The 26,228-nt window shown below is 34.3% G+C and carries 23 protein-coding genes; all 23 read left to right on the top strand.

Annotated features, from left to right (window positions below):
• The first annotated feature begins 1 nt into the window (after position 1).
• The 23 genes from AAFN64_RS12475 (at position 2) to AAFN64_RS12365 (ending at position 26,202) form a co-directional block, all read left to right on the top strand.
• Positions 2 to 2,464 (top strand): tyrosine-protein kinase, encoded by a 2,463-nt coding sequence (locus tag AAFN64_RS12475; protein WP_300489983.1) that lies wholly within the window; start codon positions 2 to 4, stop codon positions 2,462 to 2,464.
• Positions 2,464 to 3,336: an ABC transporter permease gene (locus tag AAFN64_RS12470; RefSeq protein WP_300489986.1), complete on the top strand. Its 873-nt coding sequence runs from the start codon at positions 2,464 to 2,466 to the stop codon at positions 3,334 to 3,336. The genes AAFN64_RS12475 and AAFN64_RS12470 overlap by 1 nt, the downstream gene beginning before the upstream one ends.
• 125 nt (positions 3,337 to 3,461) lie before the next feature.
• On the top strand, positions 3,462 to 4,853 hold the full coding sequence (locus tag AAFN64_RS12465; RefSeq protein ID WP_347760673.1) for a UDP-glucose 6-dehydrogenase: 1,392 nt from the start codon (positions 3,462 to 3,464) through the stop codon (positions 4,851 to 4,853).
• Positions 4,854 to 5,007: 154 nt separating this feature from the next.
• On the top strand, positions 5,008 to 5,517 hold the full coding sequence (locus AAFN64_RS12460; protein WP_300489992.1) for an ArsR family transcriptional regulator: 510 nt from the start codon (positions 5,008 to 5,010) through the stop codon (positions 5,515 to 5,517).
• Positions 5,518 to 5,592: 75 nt separating this feature from the next.
• Positions 5,593 to 6,561 carry an SDR family oxidoreductase gene (locus tag AAFN64_RS12455; RefSeq protein ID WP_347760672.1) on the top strand — a complete coding sequence of 323 codons (969 nt, stop codon included), beginning with the start codon at positions 5,593 to 5,595 and terminating at the stop codon, positions 6,559 to 6,561.
• Positions 6,562 to 6,577: 16 nt separating this feature from the next.
• Positions 6,578 to 7,855, top strand: a complete 1,278-nt coding sequence (locus AAFN64_RS12450; RefSeq protein ID WP_347760671.1) for a nucleotide sugar dehydrogenase — start codon at positions 6,578 to 6,580, stop codon at positions 7,853 to 7,855.
• 30 nt (positions 7,856 to 7,885) lie between these two features.
• Positions 7,886 to 8,476 (top strand): serine acetyltransferase, encoded by a 591-nt coding sequence (locus tag AAFN64_RS12445; protein ID WP_300490000.1) that lies wholly within the window; start codon positions 7,886 to 7,888, stop codon positions 8,474 to 8,476.
• A gap of 201 nt (positions 8,477 to 8,677) precedes the next feature.
• Positions 8,678 to 10,174 (top strand): oligosaccharide flippase family protein, encoded by a 1,497-nt coding sequence (locus tag AAFN64_RS12440; protein WP_347760670.1) that lies wholly within the window; start codon positions 8,678 to 8,680, stop codon positions 10,172 to 10,174.
• A gap of 229 nt (positions 10,175 to 10,403) precedes the next feature.
• Positions 10,404 to 11,492 (top strand): UDP-N-acetylglucosamine 2-epimerase (non-hydrolyzing), encoded by a 1,089-nt coding sequence (wecB, locus tag AAFN64_RS12435; RefSeq protein WP_300485908.1) that lies wholly within the window; start codon positions 10,404 to 10,406, stop codon positions 11,490 to 11,492.
• A gap of 122 nt (positions 11,493 to 11,614) precedes the next feature.
• The gene (locus AAFN64_RS12430; protein ID WP_347760669.1) at positions 11,615 to 12,856 is read left to right on the top strand and encodes an EpsG family protein; all 1,242 of its coding nucleotides are present in this window, start codon (positions 11,615 to 11,617) and stop codon (positions 12,854 to 12,856) included.
• Between the two features lie 90 nt (positions 12,857 to 12,946).
• A complete protein-coding gene (locus tag AAFN64_RS12425; RefSeq protein WP_347760668.1) occupies positions 12,947 to 14,050 on the top strand; it encodes a glycosyltransferase in 1,104 nt (367 codons plus the stop codon).
• 59 nt (positions 14,051 to 14,109) lie between these two features.
• On the top strand, positions 14,110 to 15,924 hold the full coding sequence (gene asnB, locus AAFN64_RS12420; protein ID WP_347760667.1) for an asparagine synthase (glutamine-hydrolyzing): 1,815 nt from the start codon (positions 14,110 to 14,112) through the stop codon (positions 15,922 to 15,924).
• 185 nt (positions 15,925 to 16,109) lie between these two features.
• A complete protein-coding gene (locus tag AAFN64_RS12415) occupies positions 16,110 to 17,177 on the top strand; it encodes a glycosyltransferase (RefSeq protein WP_347760666.1) in 1,068 nt (355 codons plus the stop codon).
• Complete coding sequence (locus AAFN64_RS12410; protein ID WP_347760665.1) at positions 17,177 to 17,995, top strand: glycosyltransferase family 2 protein; 819 nt, start codon at positions 17,177 to 17,179, stop codon at positions 17,993 to 17,995. The genes AAFN64_RS12415 and AAFN64_RS12410 overlap by 1 nt, the downstream gene beginning before the upstream one ends.
• Positions 17,996 to 18,022: 27 nt before the next feature.
• Positions 18,023 to 19,057 carry a GNAT family N-acetyltransferase gene (locus AAFN64_RS12405; RefSeq protein WP_347760664.1) on the top strand — a complete coding sequence of 345 codons (1,035 nt, stop codon included), beginning with the start codon at positions 18,023 to 18,025 and terminating at the stop codon, positions 19,055 to 19,057.
• Between the two features lie 9 nt (positions 19,058 to 19,066).
• Positions 19,067 to 19,831 (top strand): polysaccharide deacetylase family protein, encoded by a 765-nt coding sequence (locus AAFN64_RS12400; RefSeq protein ID WP_347760663.1) that lies wholly within the window; start codon positions 19,067 to 19,069, stop codon positions 19,829 to 19,831.
• Positions 19,832 to 19,836: 5 nt separating this feature from the next.
• Complete coding sequence (locus AAFN64_RS12395) at positions 19,837 to 21,054, top strand: glycosyltransferase family 4 protein (protein ID WP_347760662.1); 1,218 nt, start codon at positions 19,837 to 19,839, stop codon at positions 21,052 to 21,054.
• A complete protein-coding gene (locus tag AAFN64_RS12390; RefSeq protein ID WP_347760661.1) occupies positions 21,054 to 21,695 on the top strand; it encodes a sugar transferase in 642 nt (213 codons plus the stop codon). Before AAFN64_RS12395 ends, AAFN64_RS12390 begins: the two co-directional genes overlap by 1 nt.
• A gap of 2 nt (positions 21,696 to 21,697) precedes the next feature.
• Positions 21,698 to 22,264: a GNAT family protein gene (locus tag AAFN64_RS12385; protein WP_300485927.1), complete on the top strand. Its 567-nt coding sequence runs from the start codon at positions 21,698 to 21,700 to the stop codon at positions 22,262 to 22,264.
• A complete protein-coding gene (locus tag AAFN64_RS12380) occupies positions 22,254 to 23,300 on the top strand; it encodes a hypothetical protein (protein ID WP_347760660.1) in 1,047 nt (348 codons plus the stop codon). Before AAFN64_RS12385 ends, AAFN64_RS12380 begins: the two co-directional genes overlap by 11 nt.
• Positions 23,293 to 24,312, top strand: coding sequence for a GNAT family N-acetyltransferase (locus tag AAFN64_RS12375; RefSeq protein ID WP_300485931.1), 1,020 nt, complete (start codon positions 23,293 to 23,295; stop codon positions 24,310 to 24,312). Before AAFN64_RS12380 ends, AAFN64_RS12375 begins: the two co-directional genes overlap by 8 nt.
• A gap of 13 nt (positions 24,313 to 24,325) precedes the next feature.
• Positions 24,326 to 24,898: a sugar transferase gene (locus AAFN64_RS12370; protein ID WP_347760659.1), complete on the top strand. Its 573-nt coding sequence runs from the start codon at positions 24,326 to 24,328 to the stop codon at positions 24,896 to 24,898.
• Between the two features lie 143 nt (positions 24,899 to 25,041).
• Positions 25,042 to 26,202, top strand: a complete 1,161-nt coding sequence (locus tag AAFN64_RS12365) for an aminotransferase class I/II-fold pyridoxal phosphate-dependent enzyme (protein WP_347760658.1) — start codon at positions 25,042 to 25,044, stop codon at positions 26,200 to 26,202.
• Positions 26,203 to 26,228: the final 26 nt, after the last annotated feature.

Raw genomic sequence — 26,228 nt, 5'->3', positions numbered from 1 at the left:
TATGCTGAGTACTAAAGACTTTTCCTTATTTGAAAATCAAAATAATTTCGATTTTAAAGGCTTGCTTTTAAAAATTGTCAGCTATTGGAAATGGTTTTTAGCCTGTCTTATTGTTACTTTTTTTATCGCATATCAGATAAATATCCGAAAAGAGAAAATTTACGGAATGGATGCTTCTGTCGTGATAAAAGATGAAAACAATCCGTTCTTTACGTCCAATACCAGTTTGGTATTTAACTGGGGCGGAACTTCCGATAAGGTACAAACCGTGATCAATACCCTTAAATCGCGTACGCATAACGAATATGTTGTAGACAAACTGGGTTTCTATATCGATTATCTGAAAAAAGGAAAATACAATTTTCAGGATGTATACGGTGAAACGCCTTTTTATATTCAGATTGATAAAAATAAAAATCAGCTTGCAGATATTCCGGTTCTGATTCGCTTTGTAAACGAAAAGGAATATGTTTTGTCGATTCCGTTTGATGAAAATACATCGGTAAAAACCTATAATTATCTACAGGGAACTACCGAAAACGTAAATGTATCGGCCGGAACGTTCGAAAAAAAGTTTGCCGTAGGCGAAGCGGTTCACTTGCCTTTCCTGAATCTTAAAGTACTGATTAATGCCAATCCGGGCTTTTATAGCGGAAACGAATATTACATTCGCTTTAATAATTTTGACGGTACCGTTGCTGCTTATAAAGGACTGAATGTAGAAATCGATACCAAAGCGGGATCGATTGTGCGTCTTTCGTTACAGGGAACCAATAAAAAACGTTTGGTCGATTACCTGAATACAACGGTTAATGTGTTGCGGAAAAAACAACTGGACAGTAAAAATCAGTTTGCCAAAAATACCATCGCTTTTATCGATAGCACGCTGATTGCAATGGAAGAACATTTAAAAGATTCCGAAAAAGAACTGAAAAATTTCCGGAAAGATAAAAATGTATTTGAACTTCAGGGTGGCGGTGAAAAAATCACAGAACAATTATCAAATTTTGATATCGAAAAAGACGGGATTACACGTAAAATCAATTACTATAATTCCCTGAATAACTACCTGCAAAAAAGTACCGATTATTCGAAATTGCCTGCGCCTACCGTTGCGGGAATCGAAGATCCGAACATCGTAACCAATGTCGCAAAGCTGATTCAGCTTTCAAGAGAGCGTTCGGAAATGGCTTATTCGGTTAAAAGTCAGAAACTTTTTGACGAGTTCGATAACCAGATGAATGCTACCAAAAGAGTATTGCTGGAAAATATCAACTCGGCTAAAAACGCCATTACAATCGATCTTGGTATCATCAACAAAAGAATTGGTCAGGCCGAAAGTACCATCCGACAATTACCGGAAGAACAGCAGGAGCTGATGAAGATCACCCGAAAATACGATCTGAACGATAATATTTACAGTACATTCCTTCAGAAAAGAAGCGAAGCCGATATCGTAAAAGCATCCAATGTTTCGGATATTGAATTTATCGATACCGCCAAAGATATAGGCGGCGGATTGTTGGGGCCGAAAACAAGTGTAAACTATATTCTGGCCTTACTGTTGGGAATTTTGATTCCGTTGATTGTGGTGTTTACTATTACGTTACTGGACAATTCGATCCACGGAACGGAAGATATCGAACGTCTTACTGCGATTCCGATTATCGGGATTGTAGGGAAAAAACATACCGAATCGAATATGGCGGTTTATGAAAAACCAAAATCACCTTTGGCCGAATCGTTCCGATCCATACGATCGTCCCTTCAGTTTTTATATAAAAAGCAAAAACTCGACGGTACAAAAATTTTAATGCTCACGTCATCGGTTGGGGGCGAAGGAAAAACATTCTGTTCGATCAACATGGCTACTGTTTTTGCCTTAAGCGAAAAGCGAACGGTTATTGTGGGTCTGGATTTAAGAAAACCGAGAATTTTTGGTGACTTTAACATCGAAAACAATATTGGAGTGGTAAACTACCTGATCGGACAAAAGAGCATTCAGGAAATAGTACAACATACGCACGTGCCTTTTCTGGATGTAATTACGGCAGGACCTATTCCGCCCAATCCGTCAGAACTATTGATTAGTCAGGCGATGACGTCCATGATCGAAGAATTAAAAGAATTGTACGATTATATCATTTTAGATACGTCTCCGGTTGGTTTGGTTTCGGACGCACTGGAACTAGCAGAATATTGTGATGCTACCTTATATGTAGTACGTCAGGGCGTAACCAAAAAAGGCATGCTGGCGATTGTCAATGAAAAACACAAAAGAGGCGAACTGCATAATATCAGTATCGTACTAAACGGTTTTGACAACAAAACACAATATGGTTATGGGTACGGTTACGGCTATGGATACGGCTACGGAACCTATGTTAATGGTTATATGGAAGAAGAAGTGACAGATAAAACCATCTGGGAAAAAATTAAATCGAAAATTTTTAAAAGAAAATAATGAGCACTGAAGCTGCCGATAAGGAAAAATGGTTGTATGAAATTACACCCAAAGCAAAATTGTTTACATTCGACTTCGGTGAGATATGGAAATACCGCGATTTATTACTGATGTTTGTCAAACGCGATATTGTAACCTACTACAAACAAACGATTCTGGGGCCACTTTGGTTTTTAATTCAACCGCTGATCACATCTGTAATTCAGTTTATCGTGTTTTTTAAAATTGCCAAATTACAATCGGATGGTATTCCGTATTTCCTGTTTGCATTGGCCGGAAACACCCTTTGGTTCTATTTCTCCGAATGTTTTAAAACCACTTCCGAAACGTTTAGAACCAATCAGAATATTTTTGGGAAAGTCTATTTTCCGAGAATCATTATGCCGCTGGCGTTAACAGTGTCCAACCTGGTTAAGTTTGGAATCCAGTTTTTGTTATTCCTCACCGTAATGGGCTATTATATGTGGCAGGGTTCTCCAATAGAACCCCGATGGACCATTATACTTACCCCGTTTTTATTGCTGGTGATGGCTTTAATCTCACTGGGGCTTGGAATGATCATATCTTCAATGACGACTAAATATCGGGATCTGACCTTTGTAGTGTCTTTCGGAGTTTCGTTGTATATGTATGTTACGCCGGTTATTTATCCGGTGTCGCAGGTGATTAAAGAACTACCGGAAGGGTATTCCTGGCTTGTCTATATTAACCCGCTGACAAGTATTTTTGAGTTTTTTAAATATTCTTTTCTGGGGAAAGGAACTTTTACAATGTTGGGACTTTTGTATTCTGTTGGAAGTACGATCGTTATTTTTCTGTTAGGATTGGTTATTTTCAATCGTACGGAAAGAAGCTTTATCGATACAATATAAAATCTATAAGGTAGCTACAAAGCTCTGGTAATAACGCTTATATTTGTAACCGGTTTAGAAGGTTGTAAAAAACAGGATAAACCCGCAATTCGTTGCGATTTAAATAAAATAATCAGAACGCTTATATGAGTATAAAGAAAATATGCTGTATTGGTGCAGGATATGTTGGAGGTCCAACTATGGCTGTTATTGCACAGAAATGCCCGGATATACAGGTGACAGTTGTCGATTTGAACGAAAAACGTATTGCTGCCTGGAACGATGAGAATGTTGAAAATATCCCGATTTATGAACCCGGACTTAGCGATGTCGTAGCTTCCTGCCGTGGACGTAACCTTTTTTTCTCTACCGAAGTAGATAAAGCGATCGATGAAGCTGACATGATTTTTATCTCGGTAAATACGCCTACAAAAACGTATGGTATCGGGAAAGGAATGGCGGCCGATTTAAAATATATTGAGCTATGCGCGCGACAAATTGCAAGAGTCGCTAAAAACGATAAAATTGTAGTCGAAAAATCGACATTGCCGGTACGTACTGCCAGTGCCATTAAAGATATTCTGGACAACACCGGAAACGGAGTGCAGTTCCAGATTTTATCCAATCCGGAGTTCCTGGCCGAAGGTACAGCCGTTGAAGATTTACTAATGCCGGATCGCGTACTGATTGGTGGCGATACAACCGAAGAGGGACAAAAAGCGATTCAGAAACTGGTAGACATTTATGCCAACTGGGTTCCGAAAGAACGTATCCTTACAACCAATGTATGGTCTTCGGAATTGTCAAAGTTAACAGCCAATGCTTTTCTGGCACAACGTGTATCGTCTATCAATGCCTTGTCGGAATTGTGTGAAAAAACAGGTGCCGATGTAAATGAGGTGGCCAAAGCAATTGGTATGGATAGTCGTATCGGATCAAAATTCTTAAAATCATCCGTTGGTTTTGGAGGATCTTGTTTCCAGAAAGATATTTTAAACCTGGTTTATATCGCAAAATCCTACGGATTAAATGAAGTAGCCGATTATTGGGAACAGGTAGTTATTATGAACGATCACCAGAAGCGTCGTTTTGGTAAAAACATTATCCAGACATTATACAATACGGTTTCCGGAAAGAAAATCGCTTTTATGGGATGGGCATTTAAAAAAGATACGAACGATACCCGGGAGTCGGCCGCTATTTATGTTGCGGATGACTTGTTGAGCGAGCGAGCGGAAATTGCAGTATATGATCCGAAAGTACAGGAAGATCAGATTTTTTATGATCTGGATTATCTTGATAGCCGTTCTGCCGATGAAAACAGAAGTGGATTAACGGTGACCAACGATCCGTATATAGCTGCCGAAAAAGCACATGCCATTGCAATATTAACCGAGTGGGACGAATTTAAAACCTACGACTGGCAACGTATTTATGACAATATGTTAAAACCGGCTTTTATCTTCGATGGTAGAAACCTGTTGGATAAAGAAGCTGTTCAAAAAATAGGATTTGTATACCAGGGTATCGGTTCATAAACATCAAAAACATACTATCAAAAAAGCCTTTCTTATCTGCATGAGAAAGGCTTTTTTCTTTAAATAATAATGAATTTTGTGACTTTTTAAAATTTCTTGAAAAAAATATTTTTGTTTCAAAATAACGAGTACTTTTGTTGCTCACAATAGAAGAATGTTAGAATCTTTAATAACATCAAAAACCCGACTACGGCTATTGGTTAAGTTTTTTATCAATGCAGCCAATCATGGCCATTTGAGAGGCTTAGCCGAAGAATTCAGCGAATCAACCAATGCGATACGTAAAGAATTAAATAATCTTTCGGAAGCTGGTTATCTCGAAAAAGAAGCCGTACGCAATACGATTTCGTATCGGGCCAATACCAACCACCCTCTTTTTTCGCTATTACAAAGTGTGGTTAGAAGGACAATAGGTCTGGATACGATTGTAGCAACCATATTGGAGCGAATGGGCGAAGTGAAAAAAGTATACCTCATTGGCGATTATGCCGAAGGAAGAGATACCGGAACCATTGAAGTAGTTATTGTGGGGGAAGTACTGAATGAGGAATATGTTGAGCAATTGGCATTTAAGATAGAAGGAGAAATAAAGCGAAAAGTGAAATTTATATTTTCCAAAGATTATCGAGAAGAAGGGTTGTTGTTGTTTGGAAACGAATCGTGAATTTTGTTTTCAGGGCAGACAATTGCTGTTCGGGTAGATTACGTTAAGTAGAACTGAATTAAACGAATAAAAATAATGGATAGAATACTGATTACTGGCGGTGCTGGATTTATAGGCTCAAATTTGGTAGAGTACTTTTTGGGTAAAAACTACCATGTTACCTGTCTGGATAATTTTGCAACAGGTCATCGTCATAATATTGCGCCTTTTCTGGGAAATCCTAATTTTAATTTAATTGAAGGTGATGTCAGAGATTTGGCGACCTGTCATAAAGCTGTAGAAAATGTCGATTTTGTCCTGCATCAGGCAGCATTAGGCTCGGTGCCGCGTTCTATTAATGACCCTGTTACCAGTAATGATGTAAATGTATCCGGATTTTTAAATATGTTGGTTGCTTCAAGAGATGCAGGTGTAAAGCGATTTGTTTATGCAGCGAGCTCTTCTACTTATGGTGATTCGGAAGCTTTACCAAAAGTGGAAGATAAGATCGGAAAACCTTTATCGCCCTATGCCATTACAAAATATGTAAACGAGCTTTATGCGGATATTTTTAGCAAGACGTATGGTATGGAAACGATAGGGTTACGCTATTTTAATGTGTTTGGAAGAAGACAGGATCCCAATGGGGCTTATGCGGCTGTGATTCCAAAATTTGTGATGCAGTTTATGCAGCATGAAAGCCCTGTAGTAAATGGTGACGGAGAATATTCCCGTGACTTTACCTATATCGATAATGTGATTCAGATGAATGAGCTGGCAATGACCACAAAATCACCGGAAGCGATTAATACGGTATACAACACGGCTTATGGTGACAGAACGACTTTAAAACAGTTGGTTGAGTATCTGAAAGAATTTTTATCGGAGTACGACCCGGAAATAGCCAATGTTGAGGTGGTATACGGACCGAACAGAGCAGGAGATATTCCGCATTCTCTGGCGAGTATAGAAAAAGCAAAAATAAAATTAGATTATAATCCGAAATTTTCAATCAGAGAAGGGCTTAAGGAGGCAGTTTCTTGGTATTGGAGTAATTTAAAATAATAAAATATCAGTTATAATGGATAATAAAATTGCAGTTATAGGTTTAGGTTATGTAGGCTTGCCATTGGCAAGATTATTTGCAACAAAGTATGCAGTTGTTGGTTTTGATATTAATAAAACACGAATCTCCGAATTAAATTCGGGGCAGGACAGTACACTTGAAGTGGACAGTGAAACACTTAAAGGAGTATTAGTTGCCAAAAATCACAACTCAAAAGGGTTGTATTGTTCTTCGGATTTAGAAGATATTAAAGATTGTAATTACTATATTGTTACTGTGCCTACGCCTGTTGACAAACATAACAGACCGGATCTTACTCCTTTGTATAAAGCCAGTGAAACGGTGGGAAAAGTACTGAAAAAAGGAGATATTGTTATTTATGAGTCTACCGTATATCCTGGAGTAACGGAAGAAGAATGTGTACCGGTACTGGAAAAAGTATCCGGACTGAAGTTTAATGTGGATTTCTTTGCAGGCTATTCGCCGGAGCGTATTAACCCGGGAGATAAAGAGCATACAGTAGAGAAAATCTTAAAGATAACCTCCGGATCTACTTTGGAAATCGGACAAAAGGTAGATGAACTTTATAAAAACGTAATTGTTGCCGGAACGCATCTTGCACCAACTATAAAAGTAGCCGAGGCCGCTAAAGTAATCGAAAATTCACAGCGCGACATCAATATTGCTTTTGTAAACGAACTGGCAAAGATTTTTAATATTCTGGAAATCGATACACAGGCAGTTTTGACAGCAGCCGGAACAAAATGGAACTTTTTACCGTTCCGACCAGGATTGGTGGGCGGACATTGCATTGGTGTAGATCCTTATTATTTAGCACAAAAAGCACAGGAAAAAGGCTACCACCCGGAAATTATCCTTGCCGGTCGCCGTTTAAACGACAGTATGGGCGAATATGTAGCCTCACAGGTTGTAAAACTGATGATTAAAAAAGGAATACAGGTAAACGGAGCCAAACTGTTAATGATGGGTATTACTTTCAAGGAAAACTGTCCTGATGTGCGTAATACTAAGATTGTTGATGTTATAGCGGCTTTAGCTGATTATGGTATTGAAGTTAATATATACGATCCTTGGGCGAATCCGGCTGAGGTGAAGCACGAATATGGATTGGTTACCAGTAATGAATTACCATCGCAGCAATTTGATGCCGTAGTTTTAGGAGTAGCACATAAGGAATTTTTAAATGCTGATCTGAGTACTTTGCTAAAGGAAAACAGCCTGTTGTATGATGTGAAAGGAGTTTTGGAAGGTGAAGTGGATGGGAAGTTATAATTTTGTTATACCTAATAGTTAAACAAATACATGATTACGACAAAAAGAGAATATAAGTACTATCTAGATCAAGATAGGTTGGCTTCAAGCATCAAAGGGAAGGGATTTTTGTATCAAATCAAAGAGTTTTTATTTCCCAATTATATTTGGAAGTTTATACGACTTATGCGCAAATATGAATATCTTAAAAATACTAATCAAGGACTTTTTGGAAAGATTCAACTCATTTTTGTAAGGATCGCTTATAGAAGAATATCTCTTAAGTTAGGTTTTTCTATTCCGGTAAATGTATTTGGACCGGGCTTGTCAATTCCACATTATGGAACTATAGTTGTCAATCCGGCGGCGAAGGTTGGAAAAAATTGTCGTTTACATGTTGGGGTCAATATTGGAGCAAGTGCAGGAAGTTCAAAAGCGCCTGAAATTGGTGACAATGTGTATATAGGACCAGGAGTAATCATGTATGGAGATATAACCATAGTAAACAATATAACCATAGGAGCTAATTCAACAGTAAATAAGAGCTTTACCGAAGAAGGGGTTGTTATAGCAGGTTCCCCGGCTAAAATTGTTAAAACGCAGTTTCCTGTATGGTGGGAAAATAACCGATTGTCTTTATAAAAGGGAATAACAAAGGTTTTATTGATGAAGTTATATGGAGTGAGCTTCATTATAATTTTAAAAAAAGAAGAAATTAATAAAGCATATTGCGTAATAACGAATATCAAACGCTATTTTGCAAATAAAAGCGATGTTTTATCTTTTATTTCTATGGATTATAAGTAGTGTTGTTGATGGAGAATTGTAATTAAAATTTATTAAATGTCAAATCGTATTAATGTTAAAACAAGTAATACTGAACAGGTATTTTGGGTTGCATTAGGCAGTTTAAGCACCTTAGGGCTTTCTATTGTAAGTGCAGCAATTCTATCACGATATCTGGATAAAGCAGAATATGGGACTTATAAACAAATACTATACGTTTATAGTACTTTATTAATTGTTTTTTCTGCAGGCTTACCAAGAGTATATGCTTATTTTTTACCCCGATATCACTTAAATGAAGGTAAGGCAATTGTATGGAAGATAAGTAAAGTGTTGTTTCTGGCAGGAGTGTTATTTTCGGTTTTTTTGTTTTTATTTTCAGATTGCATTGCGGATGTTTTAAAAAATGAAAAATTAGCGTATGGATTGAAGGTGTTTTCGCCAATGCCCATGTTATTATTGCCTACATTAGGTATTGAAGGTATCTTTTCGACCTATAAAAAAACTTTGTTTTTAGCAATTTATAATACGCTTTCAAGATTATTGATGCTGATTTTTATAGTTGTTCCTGTTATCTTGATTAAGGCAAATTATATTATCGCAATTTATGGATGGTTAATCGCTTCATTGATAATATTTGTGATGACTTATTTCTTTAAAGGAATACCTTTCAAAGGAGTGGAATCGAAGGCAGCTAAATTGGAGCTTAAAGAGGTTTTCGCATATAGTATACCTCTTGTTTTTGCCAGTTTTTGGGGTATCGCTATTAAAGCTGCGGATGAATTTTATATTAGCCGTTTTTTTGGTGCAAACGTTTTTGCCGAATTTTCGAATGGTTTTATCGAGTTACCTCTCGTGTCTATGATAACTACAAGTACTTCAGTCGTTTTAATGCCTGTTTTTTCAAGGGTTATACATGAAAATAAAGGCGTTGAAGAATTAGTAATTACTTGGAAAAGCGTTTTAAACAAATCTGCAATGATTATCTATCCGATAGTTGTTTTTTTTATGTTTTTTTCTACGGAGGTAATGGTTTTGATGTACTCAGATGTTTATTTTGAATCCGGAAGATATTTTAAAATTAATATGGTACTTAATTTTTTTAATATCATTATTTTCTTTCCATTAATGTTGTCATTAGGAGCAACTAAATTCTATTCCGGATTACATGCCTTTATTGCAATTTTAGCCTGGATTGGTGGATACTTAATCATGATCATTTTTAATAATCCAATTTCACTTGCAATTTTTTCGGTATCATTATCGATAGTAAAAGTGATAATTGCTTTAGTATATGTGAGCAAAAGACTAAACGTCAAAGCATACGAGTTATTTCCTGTTTTTCAGATGCTCAAAATAATACTGCACACATGTCTTGTTATGTTTGCTGTGACTTTTTGTCTTAAGATGATAGCCATTGAAAATAGTTTAATGAATCTTATTGTGGCAGGACTGTTATATGCGACGTTAGTTTTAATGACAGGGCGTTTTTTGAAATTGAATTATTTAGAATTTTTATATCCATTACTTAATAAAATTAAAAAAAATGGTTGATGGATTTAGTTGGGCAAATAGAAAATGAAAATGTTTTGAGTGGTTAGCTTTTCTTTTGTTTAAAATACGAATAATTAAATTGCTATATAAAATATATATATGATTAAAAAGGACTATAGAATTGTATCTGTCTCCTAAAATTACAAACAATAATTTTGAAATTTATATTTAAAATGTGTTTTATGAATAGGATTGCTATAGTATATCTGATAACAATAATCTTTAAAAAATGAAAATAACCTTAATTGCAGGGGCAAGGCCTAATTTTATGAAAATTGCTCCTATAATACATGCTATTCAGAATGCACAAAAAAAGGGAAAAGACATCTCATTTCGATTAGTGCATACAGGGCAGCATTTTGACGAAAAAATGAGTGCTACCTTTTTTAGAGAGCTTAACATTCCGCAACCGGATGTTAATTTAGAATGCGGAGGAGGTAGTCAGGCAGAACAAACGGCAGCTATTATGATTGCTTTTGAAAAAGAATTGTTAATGAATCCTGTTGATTTGGTTTTGGTGGTTGGTGATGTGACATCAACAATGGCCTGCAGTATTGTTGCTAAAAAAGTAAATATAAAAGTGGCTCATGTTGAAGCAGGTATTCGTTCTTTTGATTTAACCATGCCGGAAGAAATAAATCGGATGGTTACTGATAGTATTACAGATTATTTTTTTACTACATCGGAAATTGCTAATGCTAATTTGAGAAAATCGGGGGTTTCTGAAGAAGCCATCTTTTTTGTAGGTAATGTCATGATAGATACTTTGTTGGAAAATATACCACGCTTTTTAGCTCCCTCAGTTTTTTCCACTTTGGGGTTGCAGAAAGATAATTATCTCGTAATGACTTTACATCGCCCTGCCAACGTAGATCAAGGTGAAAAATTAAAAGAGCTGATACTAACTATTGTTAATAATGTTGATGGATTACCAGTTTTGTTTCCAATACATCCAAGAACAGCCAAAATTTTCAGTGATTTAGGAATACAAGCTGAGAATCTTTTTATAATAGACCCTTTGGGTTATTTAGAATTCAATTATTTGGTTGCAAATGCCAAGGCAGTCATAACTGATTCAGGAGGAATCACTGAAGAAACAACTGTGATGGGGATTCCATGTATTACTTTAAGAGATAACACAGAACGACCGGAAACAATTACTATTGGGACTAATGAATTGGTTGGTACTAACCCATCAGCTTTACTTCCGGTATTATCACAATTGCTAAATGGAAAATGGAAAAAAGGAGGAATTCCTGAGAAATGGGATGGAATGGCAGCAGAAAGGATAGTTGAATGTCTTTTAAATTTACAGTAAGTCACTGGTTTAAAGTTTTTTTTGATAGTTCTGATAAGGTTATAATATTTGTCAAGCTTTGAAAAAATAAAAATGATGATTGGCGGAAGTGTAAATTGTTTAGATCTAATAATATAGTTTAAATGAATACTAAGCAAAAAGCGTGGAGTGTAAAAGAAAATAATTTAGATAGATTTGTTAAAATTGTTTTTTTTATAATTAGTCCTTTTATCGGGTTTTTATATTCTTTAAAAAATATAAAAACCAAATCGTCGTATGTTATTTTCTTCCTAACAGCAATTTGTTTTGGTATTAGTTTTACTATAGAAAAGCGAAGCGGAAATGAGTATGATTTAGATAGTTTTTTTTATAGGGAAGAATTTGAGTCTTTTCAAAACCTAAGTTATTTCGAGTATATAGAGGGTTTTAAAGATTTTTTAAGTTTTGACGAAGGAAGAAAAGATTATTATTATGAAACGATAGCTTTTTTTGTTTCTAGATTTACAGATAACTATCATTATTTGTTTGCTGTTTTTGCTATAGTTTTTGCTTTTTTGTCCTTAAAAACGTTTCGGTTTTTAACAGAAGAAGAGAATTTCAAAAATGATTTATCGTCTTATATTCTAGCCTATATATTTTTAACAAACCAGATTTTTAATATCAATGGAGTTCGATTTTGGACAGCAGCTTGGGTCGCGGTTTTTATAGTATTTCAGGTTTTTAGAAATAAAAAATACCACTATTTAGTATTGATGGCACTACTTCCATTTATACACGGTTCATTTTGGATATTTATTTTTGTTGTTTTTTTATATTTAATATTAAGCCGATTTTATAGAATTTTTATTGTTTTATTTTTCTGTAGTTTTATTTTCTCTTCAGTATCGTTACAATTGGCAAAAGATAGTACCGATTTTTTACCAATTTTTCTTGCTAAATTAATAGATTCTTATACCAGTACAGAAACGATTGAGAAGTTAAGTGCTGAGGGAACCGGTTTTTTTTGGATAGCTAAGATTTTCAAAACGATATCATTTACCTATATGAATTTACTGGTGTATTTGTTTATACGAAATGAAAAATTAATTAAAGGAAACTTGAAAACGGAAAGTCTTTATAAATTCCTATTAGTATTAGTAACTTTTGCAAATTTTACTATGAGTATCCCGTCTCTGGGAGGAAGATTCTTTACATTGTCTTACCCGATAATAGCTTATATATGGCTAATCAATTTTGGAAAGAATAGGTATAAATATTTACTCTACTTTTTTCCTATTGCATTCTTTTTCAATATTTATGAGCAACTTATTTTGTATTTAAAGGTTACGGGCGTGTATTTTTATATTTCAAGTCCATTTTATATTGTTTATGAATACTTGTTCTAGAAGGATTTTAGGTTCGGTGATTGTGTGGTGAATATAGACTTCGTTTATGTGTATTTAAAATGAAAGTTGATGTAAAATGTTTTAATAAAAATGAAAAATAAAAAAATTATAATTATTGCGAGTGCTATTTTTCCATTTCAATCTCCTAGAGCTAATAGAGCGACTGAACTAGCTAAAGAGCTTGGTAAACAAGGACATGATGTGACCCTCTATGGTGTATTAGGGAATTATGATTATTCAGTGTTTGAAGCTAAAAATAACGTCAAAGTTAAAAACATTGAAAAAATGACTTTTGCAACTTTGAATAGCGATAATTCTAGTAAAGATACTTTTCTAAATAAAGTTTTAAGACGTTTATTAGGACGTTGGCTGGAGTTCCCAAATATTGAATTCATGTTTAAGATGACTAAAATTCTTAAAAAAGAAAAAGGGACAGACATGTTGATATCTATCGCATATCCGCATCCTATTCATTGGGGATGTGCATTAGCAAAAGCGCGAATGGGAATGGCGTTTCCTAAGCTCTGGGTGGCAGATTGTGGAGACCCTTATATGGGAAATCCAATTGAAACACCAGCTTTTTATTTTAAATATATTGAAAAATGGTTTTGTCGGAATGTAGATTATATTACGATTCCGATAGAAGAAGGAAGATCAGCATATTATTCTGATTTTAGAGATAAAATTAAAGTCATTCCACAAGGTTTTGATTTTGATTTAGTGCGTATAGATTCAAGAGAACCTAATAATGAAGTGCCTACATTTATTTATTCGGGCGTGTTTTATCAGGGAGTTAGAGATCCTAGAATGTTTCTGGATTACCTTTCAAAAGTGCCAATTAATTTTAAGTTTATCATTTATACACAATCAAAGGATATATTGGAACCTTACAAAAGTAAATTAGGAGAAAAACTTATTATAAAAGATTATGTAACCAGAGAGGAATTATTAGTAGAATTGGCTAAAGCTGATTTTTTGGTAAATTTTGAAAATGGAAACGCTGTACAGTCTCCCAGTAAGTTAATTGATTATGCGTTAGCAAAAAGACCTATAATGTCAGTATCGTCTTTTACAATTGATGAAAATAATATTGATAGGTTTCTGAAAGGAGATTATAGCAAAAAGTTAGAAGTACATAATATAGATCAATATGATATAAGAAATGTCGCGAATAAGTTTATTGCACTTAATTAAGGTAATGATTTATTAAAGTAGTCTTTATGATTATAGTATAGTGTAAAATAATAATAGTAATGTGTGGTATATATATAACTAACATTCCTTATGAAAAGGAAGAAGTGTTGGACAAACTTAACTTAATAAAGTTTAGAGGACCTGATAATTTAGGGTACTCAAAAAAAGGGAATATTTCTTTAGGTCATCTACGATTGGCTATTGTCGATTTGGATGTTCGTTCAAATCAACCATTTTTTTACGATAAATATAGTATCGTTTTTAATGGCGAAATATATAATTTTCAAGATATCAGAGATGAATTGGAAACACTGGGACACTCTTTTGAAACAACTGGTGATACTGAAGTTTTAGTAAAGGGATATGCAGTATGGGGTAAAGATATTTTACAAAAGATTAATGGAATGTTTGCATTCGCGATTTATGATTTTGAAAATGAAAAAGTTTTTTGCGCAAGAGACCGGCTTGGTGTAAAACCATTTTATTATTATTGGAAAGATGGTCTTTTTGAAATTTGTAGCCAATTAAAACCGCTAATGAATTCAGAGAGTGAAGTATCAGAAGAAGCGATTTCAATTTATTTAGATTGTGGTTATGTACCTTCTCCATATTCAATTTTGAAAAATGTATTCAAGTTAAGTCCTGGGAAATGTATTGAAATTGATTTAGTGGCTCAATCGATGAATATTTCTGAATATTGGAATTTGGAATCCGTTACGGCTAAAGATATTTCCTATGAGAAGGCTAAAGAAGAATTACACAAATTATTAATCGATGCTGTAAAAATAAGGTTGGATTCAGATGTTCCTTTAGGAACGTTTCTTTCTGGAGGAATAGATTCAGCATTGGTTACAGCTATTGCGTCTAAAATAACTACTGAAAAGATAAATACATTTACTATTGGATTTAATGATCCGAAGTTTGATGAAAGTAAAATAGCAGAAGAGTTTTCAAAAATTTTAGGCACCAATCATAAAACTACATTTTGTGATGCCAATGATGCCTTAAAATTACTGCCGAAATTTCAAGAAGTTTATGATGAACCTTTTGCTGATAGTTCCGCTTTGCCTTCGTTGTTGTTGAATTTAACTACAAAAAAAGGAGTCACTGTCGCTTTATCCGGTGATGGTGGTGATGAAAGCTTTTTGGGATATAATTATTTTGAAAGTATTCGAAAAGCTACAGTTTTTTTTAAAGTTCCTTACTTTATTAGAAGTTTTCTGGGGCTTTTCATAATAAATAAAAAATCAAAATTTAAAGAGTGGCTTTCAATTAAGAATATTGACGATTTTATCGTAAGGATTTTTGTTTCAATGAATAGTTTGAATTTAGTAAAGAACGATTCATGGATCAATACACACTACTCAATATTTAAAAAATTAGCATCTGATGAAAAGCAAAGAGCAGCGGATCTAAATATTAAACTTTGGTTAGAAAATGATAGTAATGTTAAGGTAGATAGAGCGAGTATGGCTTATGCCGTAGAAGTCAGAAGTCCTTTTTTAGATTATAGGATAATTGAATTCGCCAGAACGTTACCCGTAAGTTTTAGATATCAAAAAGAATTAAGAAAAAAGATTTTAAGAGATATATTGGAAGAATATATACCTAGTTCCGTTTTTAATCAGCCCAAGAGAGGATTTTCTATACCATTAGATGATTGGATTAAAAATGACCTGAAAGAGGAAATTTTAAATTGTTTGAATGATTCCTTTTTGAATGGAGTGCCTAATCTGGATGTGAAAAAATTCAAAAAACAATTGTATAATCATATGGAAGGGACGGAGATTAACGGAACCAATATCTGGAAGTTATATGTACTTGCGAAATGGTCTGAGTACAATAATATTAGTCTGGGCTCAAAAACGAATTAAGGCGTATTAGTGTTTTTCCGTTGCTTATAAATGAAAGAATACTGATTATTCGGGATACTAATGTTTCTTGTTCGAAACTTTTATAAAATATGAAATCAAGGAGCATTGAAATTATCATTGATGTCATTACGGATCGTCTAGACTCGAAATCTGAAATTAAATTAAAATAAAGAAAGGATCTTATTATGGAAAAAAAGAGAGTCGTTTTTGTTGCGGCTTCTACTCAGGGTGGTGGTGCCGAAAGAATGCAAATCAATATTATGCATTCTCTTTCTATTGAAAAATACGATGTCTTTTTTGTGAATACCAGCAGTGAGCCTAAACCTCAAACCTTAAAGCCACATATTACATATATTCAGTACAATAAAAGCCATGCTAAAAATGCATATCGCTTACTGTCTAAAGATTTAAAGCATATTAATCCGCATTATATTTTTACCACATCCATTGTTGTGGCGTATTTGTTGCAGATCATACGTATGATGTCCCGACTCAAATCCAGGTTGATTGTTCGTATTGCTGTACCGCCGTCAGAATCGCCTCATAAAGGGGTGAAATCATCTATTCTAAGTTTGATTAATTCGTTTACGCTTAAGCATGCTGATCTGATTATTGCTCAGACCGAATTTTCGAAAATAGATGTTGCCAGGCACTATAAAGTACCGTTGACAAAAATAAAAGTAATCAGGAATATTGTTGATCAATCGTTATTAGACGAAAGTGGAGATCGGTATTTTCCGGGTGAATTTAGTAGCGGGAATTATAACATAGTAGCTGCGGGAGCCTTGTATTCGGTAAAAGGATTTGACCTTTTGATCCATGCGATGAAAGAAGTGGTAAAGCACAATATAACGACCCGTTTATATATTTTAGGAGATGAGCGATATGAGACGGGATATAAAGCCCAATTGTTGCAGCTGATACAAGAGAATCAATTAACGAATCACGTTTTTTTATTAGGTCATCAATCGAATCCGTATCCGTATTATAAGAATGCCGATTTGTTTGTGCTGTCTTCACGTAAAGAAGGTTTTCCAAATGTTGTTTTAGAAGCATTATATTATGGTATTCCGGTTGTTGCAACCAATTGTGTGGATTTTTCTGAAGTCATCAACAATGGCGTAAATGGATACATTGTTGCTAAAGATTCCGTAAATGATTTATCGGAAGGGGTCATTAAAGCTATTGATCATTTGAAAAAAACGACGACTAACAAAATTGTTAATTATAATTACGAGCAAATTTTTAGCTAATGCATTTAGTTTCTGTTATTATTCCGACCTATAAACCCGGAGACTATATTTACCAATGCTTCGAGTCGCTTGCTATTCAGACTTGCGGCAAGGCTGTATTTGAGGTTGTGGTTGTGTTAAATGGGGAAAGAGCACCTTATTATGATACTATAGCGGCAGCTCTGAAAAAGCATAATTTTAATTACAAGCTATTCTATACCAATGTACCCGGGGTATCAAATGCAAGAAATATAGCGCTTGATTATGTCGCAAACAGTGCTACATCGTATGTTACCTTTTTGGATGATGACGACAGATTAAGTTCGTCTTTTATAGAAGAATGTTTAAAAAAGGCACAACCGGATGTCATTGTGGTGTCCAATGCCAAAACCTTTGTTGAAAATACAGATGAAAAGCTCGGTGATGATTATCTCTCCAGTTGTTTTAAAAAAAATCAGGGAAAAAAATATAATATCATAAATTACAGGAGTTTTCTATCAACAGTATGCGCGAAATTCATTCCGTTATCTGTAATTGGAAAAACCAGATTTGATACGCATTTTGCTATCGGTGAAGATTCCTTATTTGGTTTCGAAATATCCGGCAGAATCAATGAAATGAAATTGACAGACGAGAAAGCTGTTTATTTGAGAGGTTTACGGCCATTATCGGCAAGTAGAAAAAAACAAAAAAAAATACCCCGTATTTTAGGGAGCTTAGGCTTGTGTAAAAAGTACTCACAGGTTTATTTTTCACACTGGAGGCAGTACAGTTTCAAGTTATATATAACGAGAATTTTAGCTGAAATGCAATATATCTTAAAAACCCTTATCCACTAATAATAACCGACTTAAAGCAAATAAATAATGAAATATACTTTTGAAGTTATTACATCTCCCGATATTTTGTGGGATAAAATGGCCTCATGCTATGACCATACTGTATTTAAGTCCAAAAACTGGGCAAATTTTCTGAAGGAATTCTATAAGGTGGCTCCGTTTGTTGTTGCTATATCTGAAAAAGATAAAGAGATCGGCTATTTTTATGGACATAAAATAAAGAAATTTGGCGTTCCGATAGTAGCGTCGCCTTTTGAGGGTTGGTCAACATCGTATCAGGGTTTGTCGATGTTAAAAGAGATAACGGTAAATCAAAGATTGGATATTTACGAAGAATTAATAGCATGGTTGTTTAAGAATAAACACTGTCGTTATTTTCAGGTTTCTGATTGGCAATTGGAAGTTGCTGAATGCCTGCATCGTAATTTCACTATTGAATTGCAGAAAGGTTATGTGCTGGATCTTACAAAAGATAAGGAAGAACTTTATAAAAATACGAGTTACAGCAGTGTGCGTTATTCCATTAATAAATCCAAAAAAAAGGGAGTAGAAGTAAAGGAAATTTCGGATGTAAATGAATATGCTCACGAATATTATAAACAGTTGAAAGAGGTTTTTCAGAGACAAGGTTTAACGCCTACCCATTCTATGGAGCAAACCAAGACAATGTTGCAACATACCTTTTCTGAGAATATGGTGGCTCTTTATGCTGTTAATCCTGAAGGCGAATGTCTGGCGTCAGCATTTTTTCCTTATGCGGGTAATTATGGATTCTTTTCAGGAGGAGCAAGCTACCAGTCGGCACAAAGTTACTGTCCTAATGAGTTAATCATGTGGAGTGCAATAGAAATGTTGAAGGATAAAGGGGTGAAATATATGGAATTCGGAGGAGGGCGCCGGTATAAAGAAAAGTACGGTCCTACGCCTTACGTGAAACCAAAAATTATTGCGTCGAACCTGTTCTGGCTTATTCCTGCCAAAGCATTTGCCAAATCAGCCTTTTATACCGTTAGGAAAATTGGAGCATTGCTTAAAGGTAGAAGCGTCAATGAAGGGGTATAATACTAGTAAATGATGAGAAAAATGATTTCTTTAATGTATCATGATGTATATGAACATACCGTTCATGAAAGTGGTTTTCAAACAGCACCAGCCAATAAATATAAAATTTCAAAAGAGGAATTTGAAAAACAAATTCAAAGGATATCCCAATATTGTACTGATAGAAATATTTTAAAAGAAAATGTAACGCTGACCTTTGACGATGGTGGGGCTTCTTTTTATTCAATAATAGCTCCGATTTTAAAAGAATATGGCTTTAAAGGATATTTTTTTATTAGTACCGCATTTATTAATACGAAAGGGTTTTTAACATCTGATCAGGTGATTTCGCTGCATGAAGAAGGACATTTTATAGGAGCACATTCGCATACACATCCGGGTATGCTAAATAAATTGCCGTTAGTAGAACTGGAAGAAGAGTGGTCCGTTTCAATTAAAATATTAAATGAGCTGTTAAAGATCAAAACAACACATGTATCGATTCCTGGCGGTTCATTTTCTAAGGAAATGGGAAATATACTTGCGAGTAAGGGAATTGAATCGATATTTATATCACAGCCTACCGATAAAATAGAGCTTATTAGTGATAATTGCCGCACCATAGGAAGATTCGCAATTTATAACAATACAAAAGTTTCTGAAGTTGAAGATTTATTGAAGACTGTTTCGGTAACGCGTTTAAGACAGATTGTGAAATGGAAAAGCTTAATTCTGTTTAAGTATGTATTAGGAACAAATTATTTAAAGATTCGGAAATTTTTATTGAAATCATAAAAAGCATGAAGATTTTATACTTACATCAATATTTTAAATTTCCAAGTGAAAATGGAGGGACGCGTTCCTATGATCTAGCTACTGGATTTGCAGAAAAGGGATATGAAGTCGAAATAGTGACCTCCACTTCAGATCCGGAATATAATCAGGCGAAACGCTGGGTAAAGTTTCAAAAAGACGGCTTAATAGTACATTACATCTATTTGCCGTATGGGAATCACTTATCGTATTTTAAAAGAGCTTTGGTTTTCTTTCAGTTTCTTTGGTTTGCATCGTTTAAGCTGTTAAGAATAAAAGCAGATTTGGTTTTAGCTACTTCTACACCTTTGTCTATCGGTATCCCTGCGTTGATAAAAAAATGGACAACTAAAACACCATTTGTTTTTGAAGTAAGAGATGTCTGGCCGGAAGCGGTTATTGCAATAGGAGCAATCAAAAATATTTATTTGCAGAAATTATTGTACCAACTGGAAAGAATAATTTATAAAAATACAGCTGCTATTGTTCCGCTATCGGTTGATATGAAGAAATCTATTGTCGATAGATATCCACAAATTCAAATGAAACCTATTGAAATTATAGAGAACATATCTGAAATCAGACGCTTTCAAAACAACTACAATCAGGACAAATCATTATTGAAAGAAAAATTAGGTTTTATTCCCCGATTTACGGTTTTATATGCGGGGACTTTCGGTCGTGTGAATGGAATAGGTTATGTTGTGAAATTAGCCAAAGAAGTAATAACAATAGATCCGACTGTTGTTTTTGTATTAATTGGTGCTGGGGCTGAAAAAGAAATGATCACACAGCTTGCTTCAGATGAGGGCGTTTTGGATAAAAATGTTTTTATACTTGATCCGGTTTCCAAACAAGAGTTACCACAACTGTATTATGAATGTAATATGGGAAGTTCTTTTGTGATACCAGTAAAAGAATTGTGGGCCAATTCGGCCAATAAATTTTTTGATACTTTGGCGGCAGGAAAACCGATAGTGATTAATCATCCCGGATGGCAGAAAGATAAGATAGAATCTGAAAATATTGGTTATGTACTTCCGGAAAAAATTGACAAATTTGTAGCTCGTGATTTTGTAAGCTATACTCAAAATGATGCGCTGATTCTAAAGCAATCCACCAGAGCTTTGGAAGTTGCTAAAGATAACTATTCATTGGAAATAGCAGTTGAAAAGTATATAGCGGTTTTTAATAAGATAGTATAATGTATAAAAATTATTGTAAACATTTTTTCGATTTTATAGTGGCTTTTTTTGGACTGCTAATTCTGAGTCCGATATTTATTATCGTAACGATTCCTTTGTTTATTGCAAACGATGGAAAGCCTTTTTTCTTTCAGATCAGACCCGGAAAAAACGAACGTCTTTTTAAAATCATCAAGTTTAAGACGATGAATGATAAGAAAGATACGGATGGAAATTTATTGCCGGATTCCGAACGTTTAACGAAAGTTGGAAGCTTTGTTCGTAAAACATCGTTGGATGAAATTCCTCAGCTGATAAACGTTTTAAAAGGGGATATGAGCTTAATCGGACCAAGACCCTTGCTGCCGGAATATTTAGAAATGTATAATGAAGTTCAAAAGAAAAGACATTTAGTAAGACCAGGAATTACAGGTTTGGCTCAGGTTAAAGGGAGAAACCAGATGAAATTTAGTGAACGACTCAAAAATGATGTTTATTATGTGGAAAATCTTACTTTTTCATTAGATGTTAAGATTATTTTAATGACGATACAGTCAATATTATTTAAGTCAAATTCTATAGTAAACGGGCAAACTGTTGATGAAGTGGATGATATTGGGCTAAGTAAAAATTTAAGTTCTAACCATTTTAAAAAGAGATAGATATGAATATAAAAGGAAATAAAGTTACTTTAAGAGCTATAGAAAAAGCAGATTTAGATTTATTGCATAAATGGTCAAATGATCCTGAAATAAATTATATGCTGGGCGGATGGCATTTCCCATCTGGTTTATCGGATCAAGAAAAATGGTTTGACTCGCTTAACCTATCAAGTGTAAATCAGCGTTTTGCAATAGATACAAAGGAGATGGGCTTAATAGGTATGGCAAATTTGGTCAACATTAATTGGAAAGACAGAAATGCCTTCCATGGAATGTTGCTTGGTGATAAAGATATGAGAGGAAAGGGATATGGTGTTGATACTATAATGGCAATAAATAGATTTGCCTTTGAAGAACTGGGATTGGAAAGAATGGATGGATCTATGATTTCTTATAATGAAGCATCCATTGGAGTTTATACAAATAAATGTGGATGGAAGATTGAAGGTGTAAAGAAGAGGTGTTATTTTAGAAAAAATCAATGGTGGGATCAGGTAGTTGTTGGAATAACCAGAGATGATTATTTTGAATTAATAAATAAAAACAAGTACTGGGAAGATGTTAAATAAAGAATTTGGCTCTGATTTTCATTATTGTAAAGAAGACAGATTTCTTTTGAAAAGTCCAGATCAATCCGTCTTTTTAAGTAAAGAGTTCTCCTTGTTTTTTTCAGGAAGAGTTGCTTTATATAACTTGGTGAAAGACGGAATTGAAAAGGAAAAGTGGCGTAAAATATATTTTCCTAGTTACTACTGCCATGAAGTTGTCGAATACATCCGGACCTTGCCGATACAAGTTGTCTATTATAACTTTAACCCTTTTGTAGATTCAGTTAATACAAAAATAGAGGTATCCGATGATGAACAAAATGTTGTTGTGAATGTTGATTTTTATGGACTGAAAAAAGTAAATCTCGAATATTTAAAACGAGCAGTGCTAATAGATGATTTAACTCATAATATATTAGGATTTAAGCATAGCACTGCTAGTTACTGTTTTGCGTCATTAAGAAAGGAATTGCCGGTTCCTGTAGGTGGTTTTTGTTTTTCGCCAAAAGGATATGTATTGCCAGTAGGTGAAGATAATAACAAAAGTGAAGATATAGCCTTAAATAAAATGCAGGCTATGATTTTAAAGAGAGCGTATTTAGAAGGTAATTTGCGGGATAAAGAAGAATTCAGAAGATTGTTTGCTCTCGCTGAAGAAAAATTTGAAGAAAATTATACAAATACAATAATTCCTGAAACTGGAAAACAAATATTATACGAGTTAGATATTGATGAGATTCTCAGCGTAAAATCGTCTAATTTAAAAGAAGCAGTGAAGCGATTAGAAGATGTAAATCAAATAATTGTGAATATGAAACAATTGGATGATGCTTTTGGATTGATTATTGAGTGTCAAAATGATAAGACGAAAATAAAGTTGAAGGAGTTTTTATTGTCTAAGAGTATTTTTCCAGCAACGCTATGGCCGAATCAGTTTGTTGATATTGATACTCAAGTAGAAAATAGGATGTTATTCATTCATGTAGATTATCGTTATGGACTGGATGATATGATTTTAATAGCAAATTATATAAAAGATTTTTTTGCAAATGGTTAAATTTAGCATAGTTGAAATTGAAGATTTTGAATGGAAAAATATAGTTTCGAAGAGTAAACAGTACGATTTCTATCATACGCAATCATATCACCTTTTGGCCAAAGAAAATCATCCTGTATTATGTGTGGCATATTTTAATGATGATTTTATTGCTTTGCCATTAATAATCAGGGATATTGTTGGAACCCCTTATAAAGATTGTACATCAGTATATGGATATTGTGGACCAATAAGTAGTATGGATTTTAATAAGATTCCAGATGAAATTATACAAAGTTTTCAAAATAAATTATTAGTATTCTTTAAAGAAAATAATATTATTACAGCTTTTTCAAGATTACATCCGCTAATCGCTAATGAAAAATTGTTTGATGGTTTTGGAATCGTAAAGGATATTAATAAAACGATTGCAATTGACTTACGATTGTCATTGGATGAGCAACGAAAACAATATAGGAAATCCAATAAATCGGAGTTGAATCAATTAAGAAGAAAAGGATTTCAGGTAATTGAGTCCCAAAATAAAAGTGATGTAGATACATTTGTTTCGATTTATCAAGAAACAATGAGAAGAGTGGAAGCATCGGAAAGCTACTTCTTCGATAAAGATTATTTTTATGATTTTCTGAATAATAGTTGCTTTGAAAATAAATTGCTGTTGGCTAAAAAAGATAATATTATTACTGCTGGAGCCATATTTACCATTACGGATAAAATTATGCAATATCATTTGGCAGGAACAACAGAGGCTTATATCAAAGAGACACCAATGAAACTAATACTTGATGAGGCTAGACTTTTAGGCAATGACCTGGGTGTTGATTTCTTACATTTAGGAGGAGGTGTAGGTGGAAGTGATGAAGACTCACTTTTTAGATTCAAATCCGGTTTTTCAGATTATAGATGTAATTATAAGGTTTGGCAATTTATCGTTGATCCAGAAAAATATGATGAGTTAGTTAAAAACTGTAAAGTAGTACGGACTAATTTTTTTCCACTTTACAGGAGTTAATAATAGTACCCGTATGTTAAAAAGAGTATTTGATTTTAGTCTTGCATTAGTCCTTTTCAGTATGCTCTTTGGGGTATTATTGGTTGTATGGATTATATCCGTCATAGCAACGCGGTCAAACGGTCTTTTTCTCCAAAAAAGAATCGGACAGTACGGAAAGCCATTTACGATACTAAAATTCAGAACCATGCGTTTAGTATCTGTCAGTGATACTAAGAGTGAAGTTGTTATTCCAACGATAGCCGCTTTTTTTCGCAAATATAAATTGGACGAGTTACCACAGTTACTCAATATACTGTTCGGACAAATGAGTTTTGTTGGTCCAAGACCCGATATTCCCGGTTATTACGACAAGTTGGTCGGTGACGAACGTAAAATTTTAGAATTGAAACCCGGGTTAACTTCAGAAGCGAGCATTAAGTACTCGAATGAAGAAGAAATATTAAAAAATATTCCCAATCCTGAGAAATTTAACAATGAGGTTATTTTTCCGGATAAAATAAAAATGAATTTACATTATTATCATAACCGCAGCTTTACAGGGGATCTTAAGGTGATATTTAACACATTACTCCGTTTTTGTTAAAAATAAATATTTTACTAACAGGGTTTTTATATAATATTCAGGGTTTACCATGCTATATAAATAAGTATAATGTTAACAATGACAAAAGAATAATTATTTTTGCATAAAGATTAGTTCTTCTTTTTAAATAAATATGAAAAAAAATGAGTTCTGCTAAGATTTGGCTTTCTTCACCTCATATGGGAGGAACGGAGCAACATTATGTTAATGAGGCTTTCGAAAGTAACTGGATCGCTCCTTTGGGACCGAATGTAACCGGTTTTGAAAATGCATTGCAATCGTATCTGGGCGGTATAGCCGAAGTGGCAGCATTAAGTTCAGGAACAGCAGCGCTGCATTTATCCTTAATTATGTTGGGTGTACAAGCTGGTGATGAGGTACTATGTCAATCCATGACATTTTCGGCATCGGCCAATCCAATTGCCTATCAGGGAGCCACGCCGATTTTTATTGACAGTGAATCCGATACTTGGAATATGTGTCCTGTGGCACTGGAAAATGCCATCAAAGACCGTATCGCTTTAGGGAAAAAGCCAAAAGCGATTATCGCGGTACACTTGTATGGTATGCCTTATAAAGTAGACGAAATCAACCAAATTGCAGCAGCCTATGATATCCCGGTAATCGAAGACAGTGCCGAAGCGTTGGGAAGTACCTATAAAGGACAATCCTGCGGTACTTTTGGTCAATTTGGGGTTCTGTCGTTTAACGGAAATAAAATCATTACAACATCAGGTGGTGGAGCCTTGGTTGTTAAAGATTCGGAACTGAAAAAGAAAACAATATTTTTATCGACTCAGGCAAGAGACGAAGCGCCACATTACCAGCATAGTGTTATCGGGTATAATTATCGGATGAGTAATATTTGTGCCGGAATCGGAAGAGGACAAATGGAAGTGCTGGACAATCATGTTGCGTTGCGAAGAAAAGTAAATCAATATTATAGAAACTATTTTAAAAATATAGAAGGGATAACCGTATTACAAGAGCCAACAACCGATTATTTTTCGAATCATTGGTTAACGGCAATTTATATCGATCCGGTTATTTTTGGTGTAACGGCTGCCGAGGAATTGCGACTAATGCTGGATGCTGACAATATCGAAAGCAGACCACTTTGGAAACCAATGCATTTGCAACCGGTATTTGAAAAAGCTCCTTATTATGGAGGAACTACCGCAGAAGAGCTGTTTAAAAACGGACTATGTCTGCCTTCCGGTTCGAATATGACCGATGCTGAAATGGAAAGAATTGGAATAGTTCTTGATATGTTTTTTAAATTAAAACTTTCGGAAGCACTTTAATTCACCTTAATTATAGTAATAATTCA

The sequence above is a fragment of the Flavobacterium sp. CAU 1735 genome (assembly GCF_039888695.1).
GTDB lineage: Bacteria > Bacteroidota > Bacteroidia > Flavobacteriales > Flavobacteriaceae > Flavobacterium.
The sequence above is the reverse complement of the archived record's forward strand: the minus strand, read 5'-3'. Positions and strand labels throughout refer to the sequence as shown.

What these genes read in the sequence shown, in the direction of transcription:
- AAFN64_RS12475 (WP_300489983.1), top strand. Translation starts at nt 2, where the DNA reads ATGCTGAGTACTAAAGACTTTTCCTTATTTGAAAATCAAAATAATTTC.
- AAFN64_RS12385 (WP_300485927.1), top strand. Translation starts at nt 21,698, where the DNA reads ATGAATATAAAAGGAAATAAAGTTACTTTAAGAGCTATAGAAAAAGCA.
- AAFN64_RS12470 (WP_300489986.1), top strand. Translation starts at nt 2,464, where the DNA reads ATGAGCACTGAAGCTGCCGATAAGGAAAAATGGTTGTATGAAATTACA.
- AAFN64_RS12380 (WP_347760660.1), top strand. Translation starts at nt 22,254, where the DNA reads ATGTTAAATAAAGAATTTGGCTCTGATTTTCATTATTGTAAAGAAGAC.
- AAFN64_RS12415 (WP_347760666.1), top strand. Translation starts at nt 16,110, where the DNA reads ATGGAAAAAAAGAGAGTCGTTTTTGTTGCGGCTTCTACTCAGGGTGGT.
- AAFN64_RS12400 (WP_347760663.1), top strand. Translation starts at nt 19,067, where the DNA reads ATGATGAGAAAAATGATTTCTTTAATGTATCATGATGTATATGAACAT.
- AAFN64_RS12375 (WP_300485931.1), top strand. Translation starts at nt 23,293, where the DNA reads ATGGTTAAATTTAGCATAGTTGAAATTGAAGATTTTGAATGGAAAAAT.
- AAFN64_RS12425 (WP_347760668.1), top strand. Translation starts at nt 12,947, where the DNA reads ATGAAAAATAAAAAAATTATAATTATTGCGAGTGCTATTTTTCCATTT.
- AAFN64_RS12410 (WP_347760665.1), top strand. Translation starts at nt 17,177, where the DNA reads ATGCATTTAGTTTCTGTTATTATTCCGACCTATAAACCCGGAGACTAT.
- AAFN64_RS12440 (WP_347760670.1), top strand. Translation starts at nt 8,678, where the DNA reads ATGTCAAATCGTATTAATGTTAAAACAAGTAATACTGAACAGGTATTT.
- AAFN64_RS12370 (WP_347760659.1), top strand. Translation starts at nt 24,326, where the DNA reads ATGTTAAAAAGAGTATTTGATTTTAGTCTTGCATTAGTCCTTTTCAGT.
- AAFN64_RS12405 (WP_347760664.1), top strand. Translation starts at nt 18,023, where the DNA reads ATGAAATATACTTTTGAAGTTATTACATCTCCCGATATTTTGTGGGAT.
- AAFN64_RS12450 (WP_347760671.1), top strand. Translation starts at nt 6,578, where the DNA reads ATGGATAATAAAATTGCAGTTATAGGTTTAGGTTATGTAGGCTTGCCA.
- AAFN64_RS12395 (WP_347760662.1), top strand. Translation starts at nt 19,837, where the DNA reads ATGAAGATTTTATACTTACATCAATATTTTAAATTTCCAAGTGAAAAT.
- AAFN64_RS12445 (WP_300490000.1), top strand. Translation starts at nt 7,886, where the DNA reads ATGATTACGACAAAAAGAGAATATAAGTACTATCTAGATCAAGATAGG.
- AAFN64_RS12430 (WP_347760669.1), top strand. Translation starts at nt 11,615, where the DNA reads ATGAATACTAAGCAAAAAGCGTGGAGTGTAAAAGAAAATAATTTAGAT.
- AAFN64_RS12465 (WP_347760673.1), top strand. Translation starts at nt 3,462, where the DNA reads ATGAGTATAAAGAAAATATGCTGTATTGGTGCAGGATATGTTGGAGGT.
- asnB (WP_347760667.1), top strand. Translation starts at nt 14,110, where the DNA reads ATGTGTGGTATATATATAACTAACATTCCTTATGAAAAGGAAGAAGTG.
- AAFN64_RS12365 (WP_347760658.1), top strand. Translation starts at nt 25,042, where the DNA reads ATGAGTTCTGCTAAGATTTGGCTTTCTTCACCTCATATGGGAGGAACG.
- AAFN64_RS12460 (WP_300489992.1), top strand. Translation starts at nt 5,008, where the DNA reads ATGTTAGAATCTTTAATAACATCAAAAACCCGACTACGGCTATTGGTT.
- AAFN64_RS12455 (WP_347760672.1), top strand. Translation starts at nt 5,593, where the DNA reads ATGGATAGAATACTGATTACTGGCGGTGCTGGATTTATAGGCTCAAAT.
- wecB (WP_300485908.1), top strand. Translation starts at nt 10,404, where the DNA reads ATGAAAATAACCTTAATTGCAGGGGCAAGGCCTAATTTTATGAAAATT.
- AAFN64_RS12390 (WP_347760661.1), top strand. Translation starts at nt 21,054, where the DNA reads ATGTATAAAAATTATTGTAAACATTTTTTCGATTTTATAGTGGCTTTT.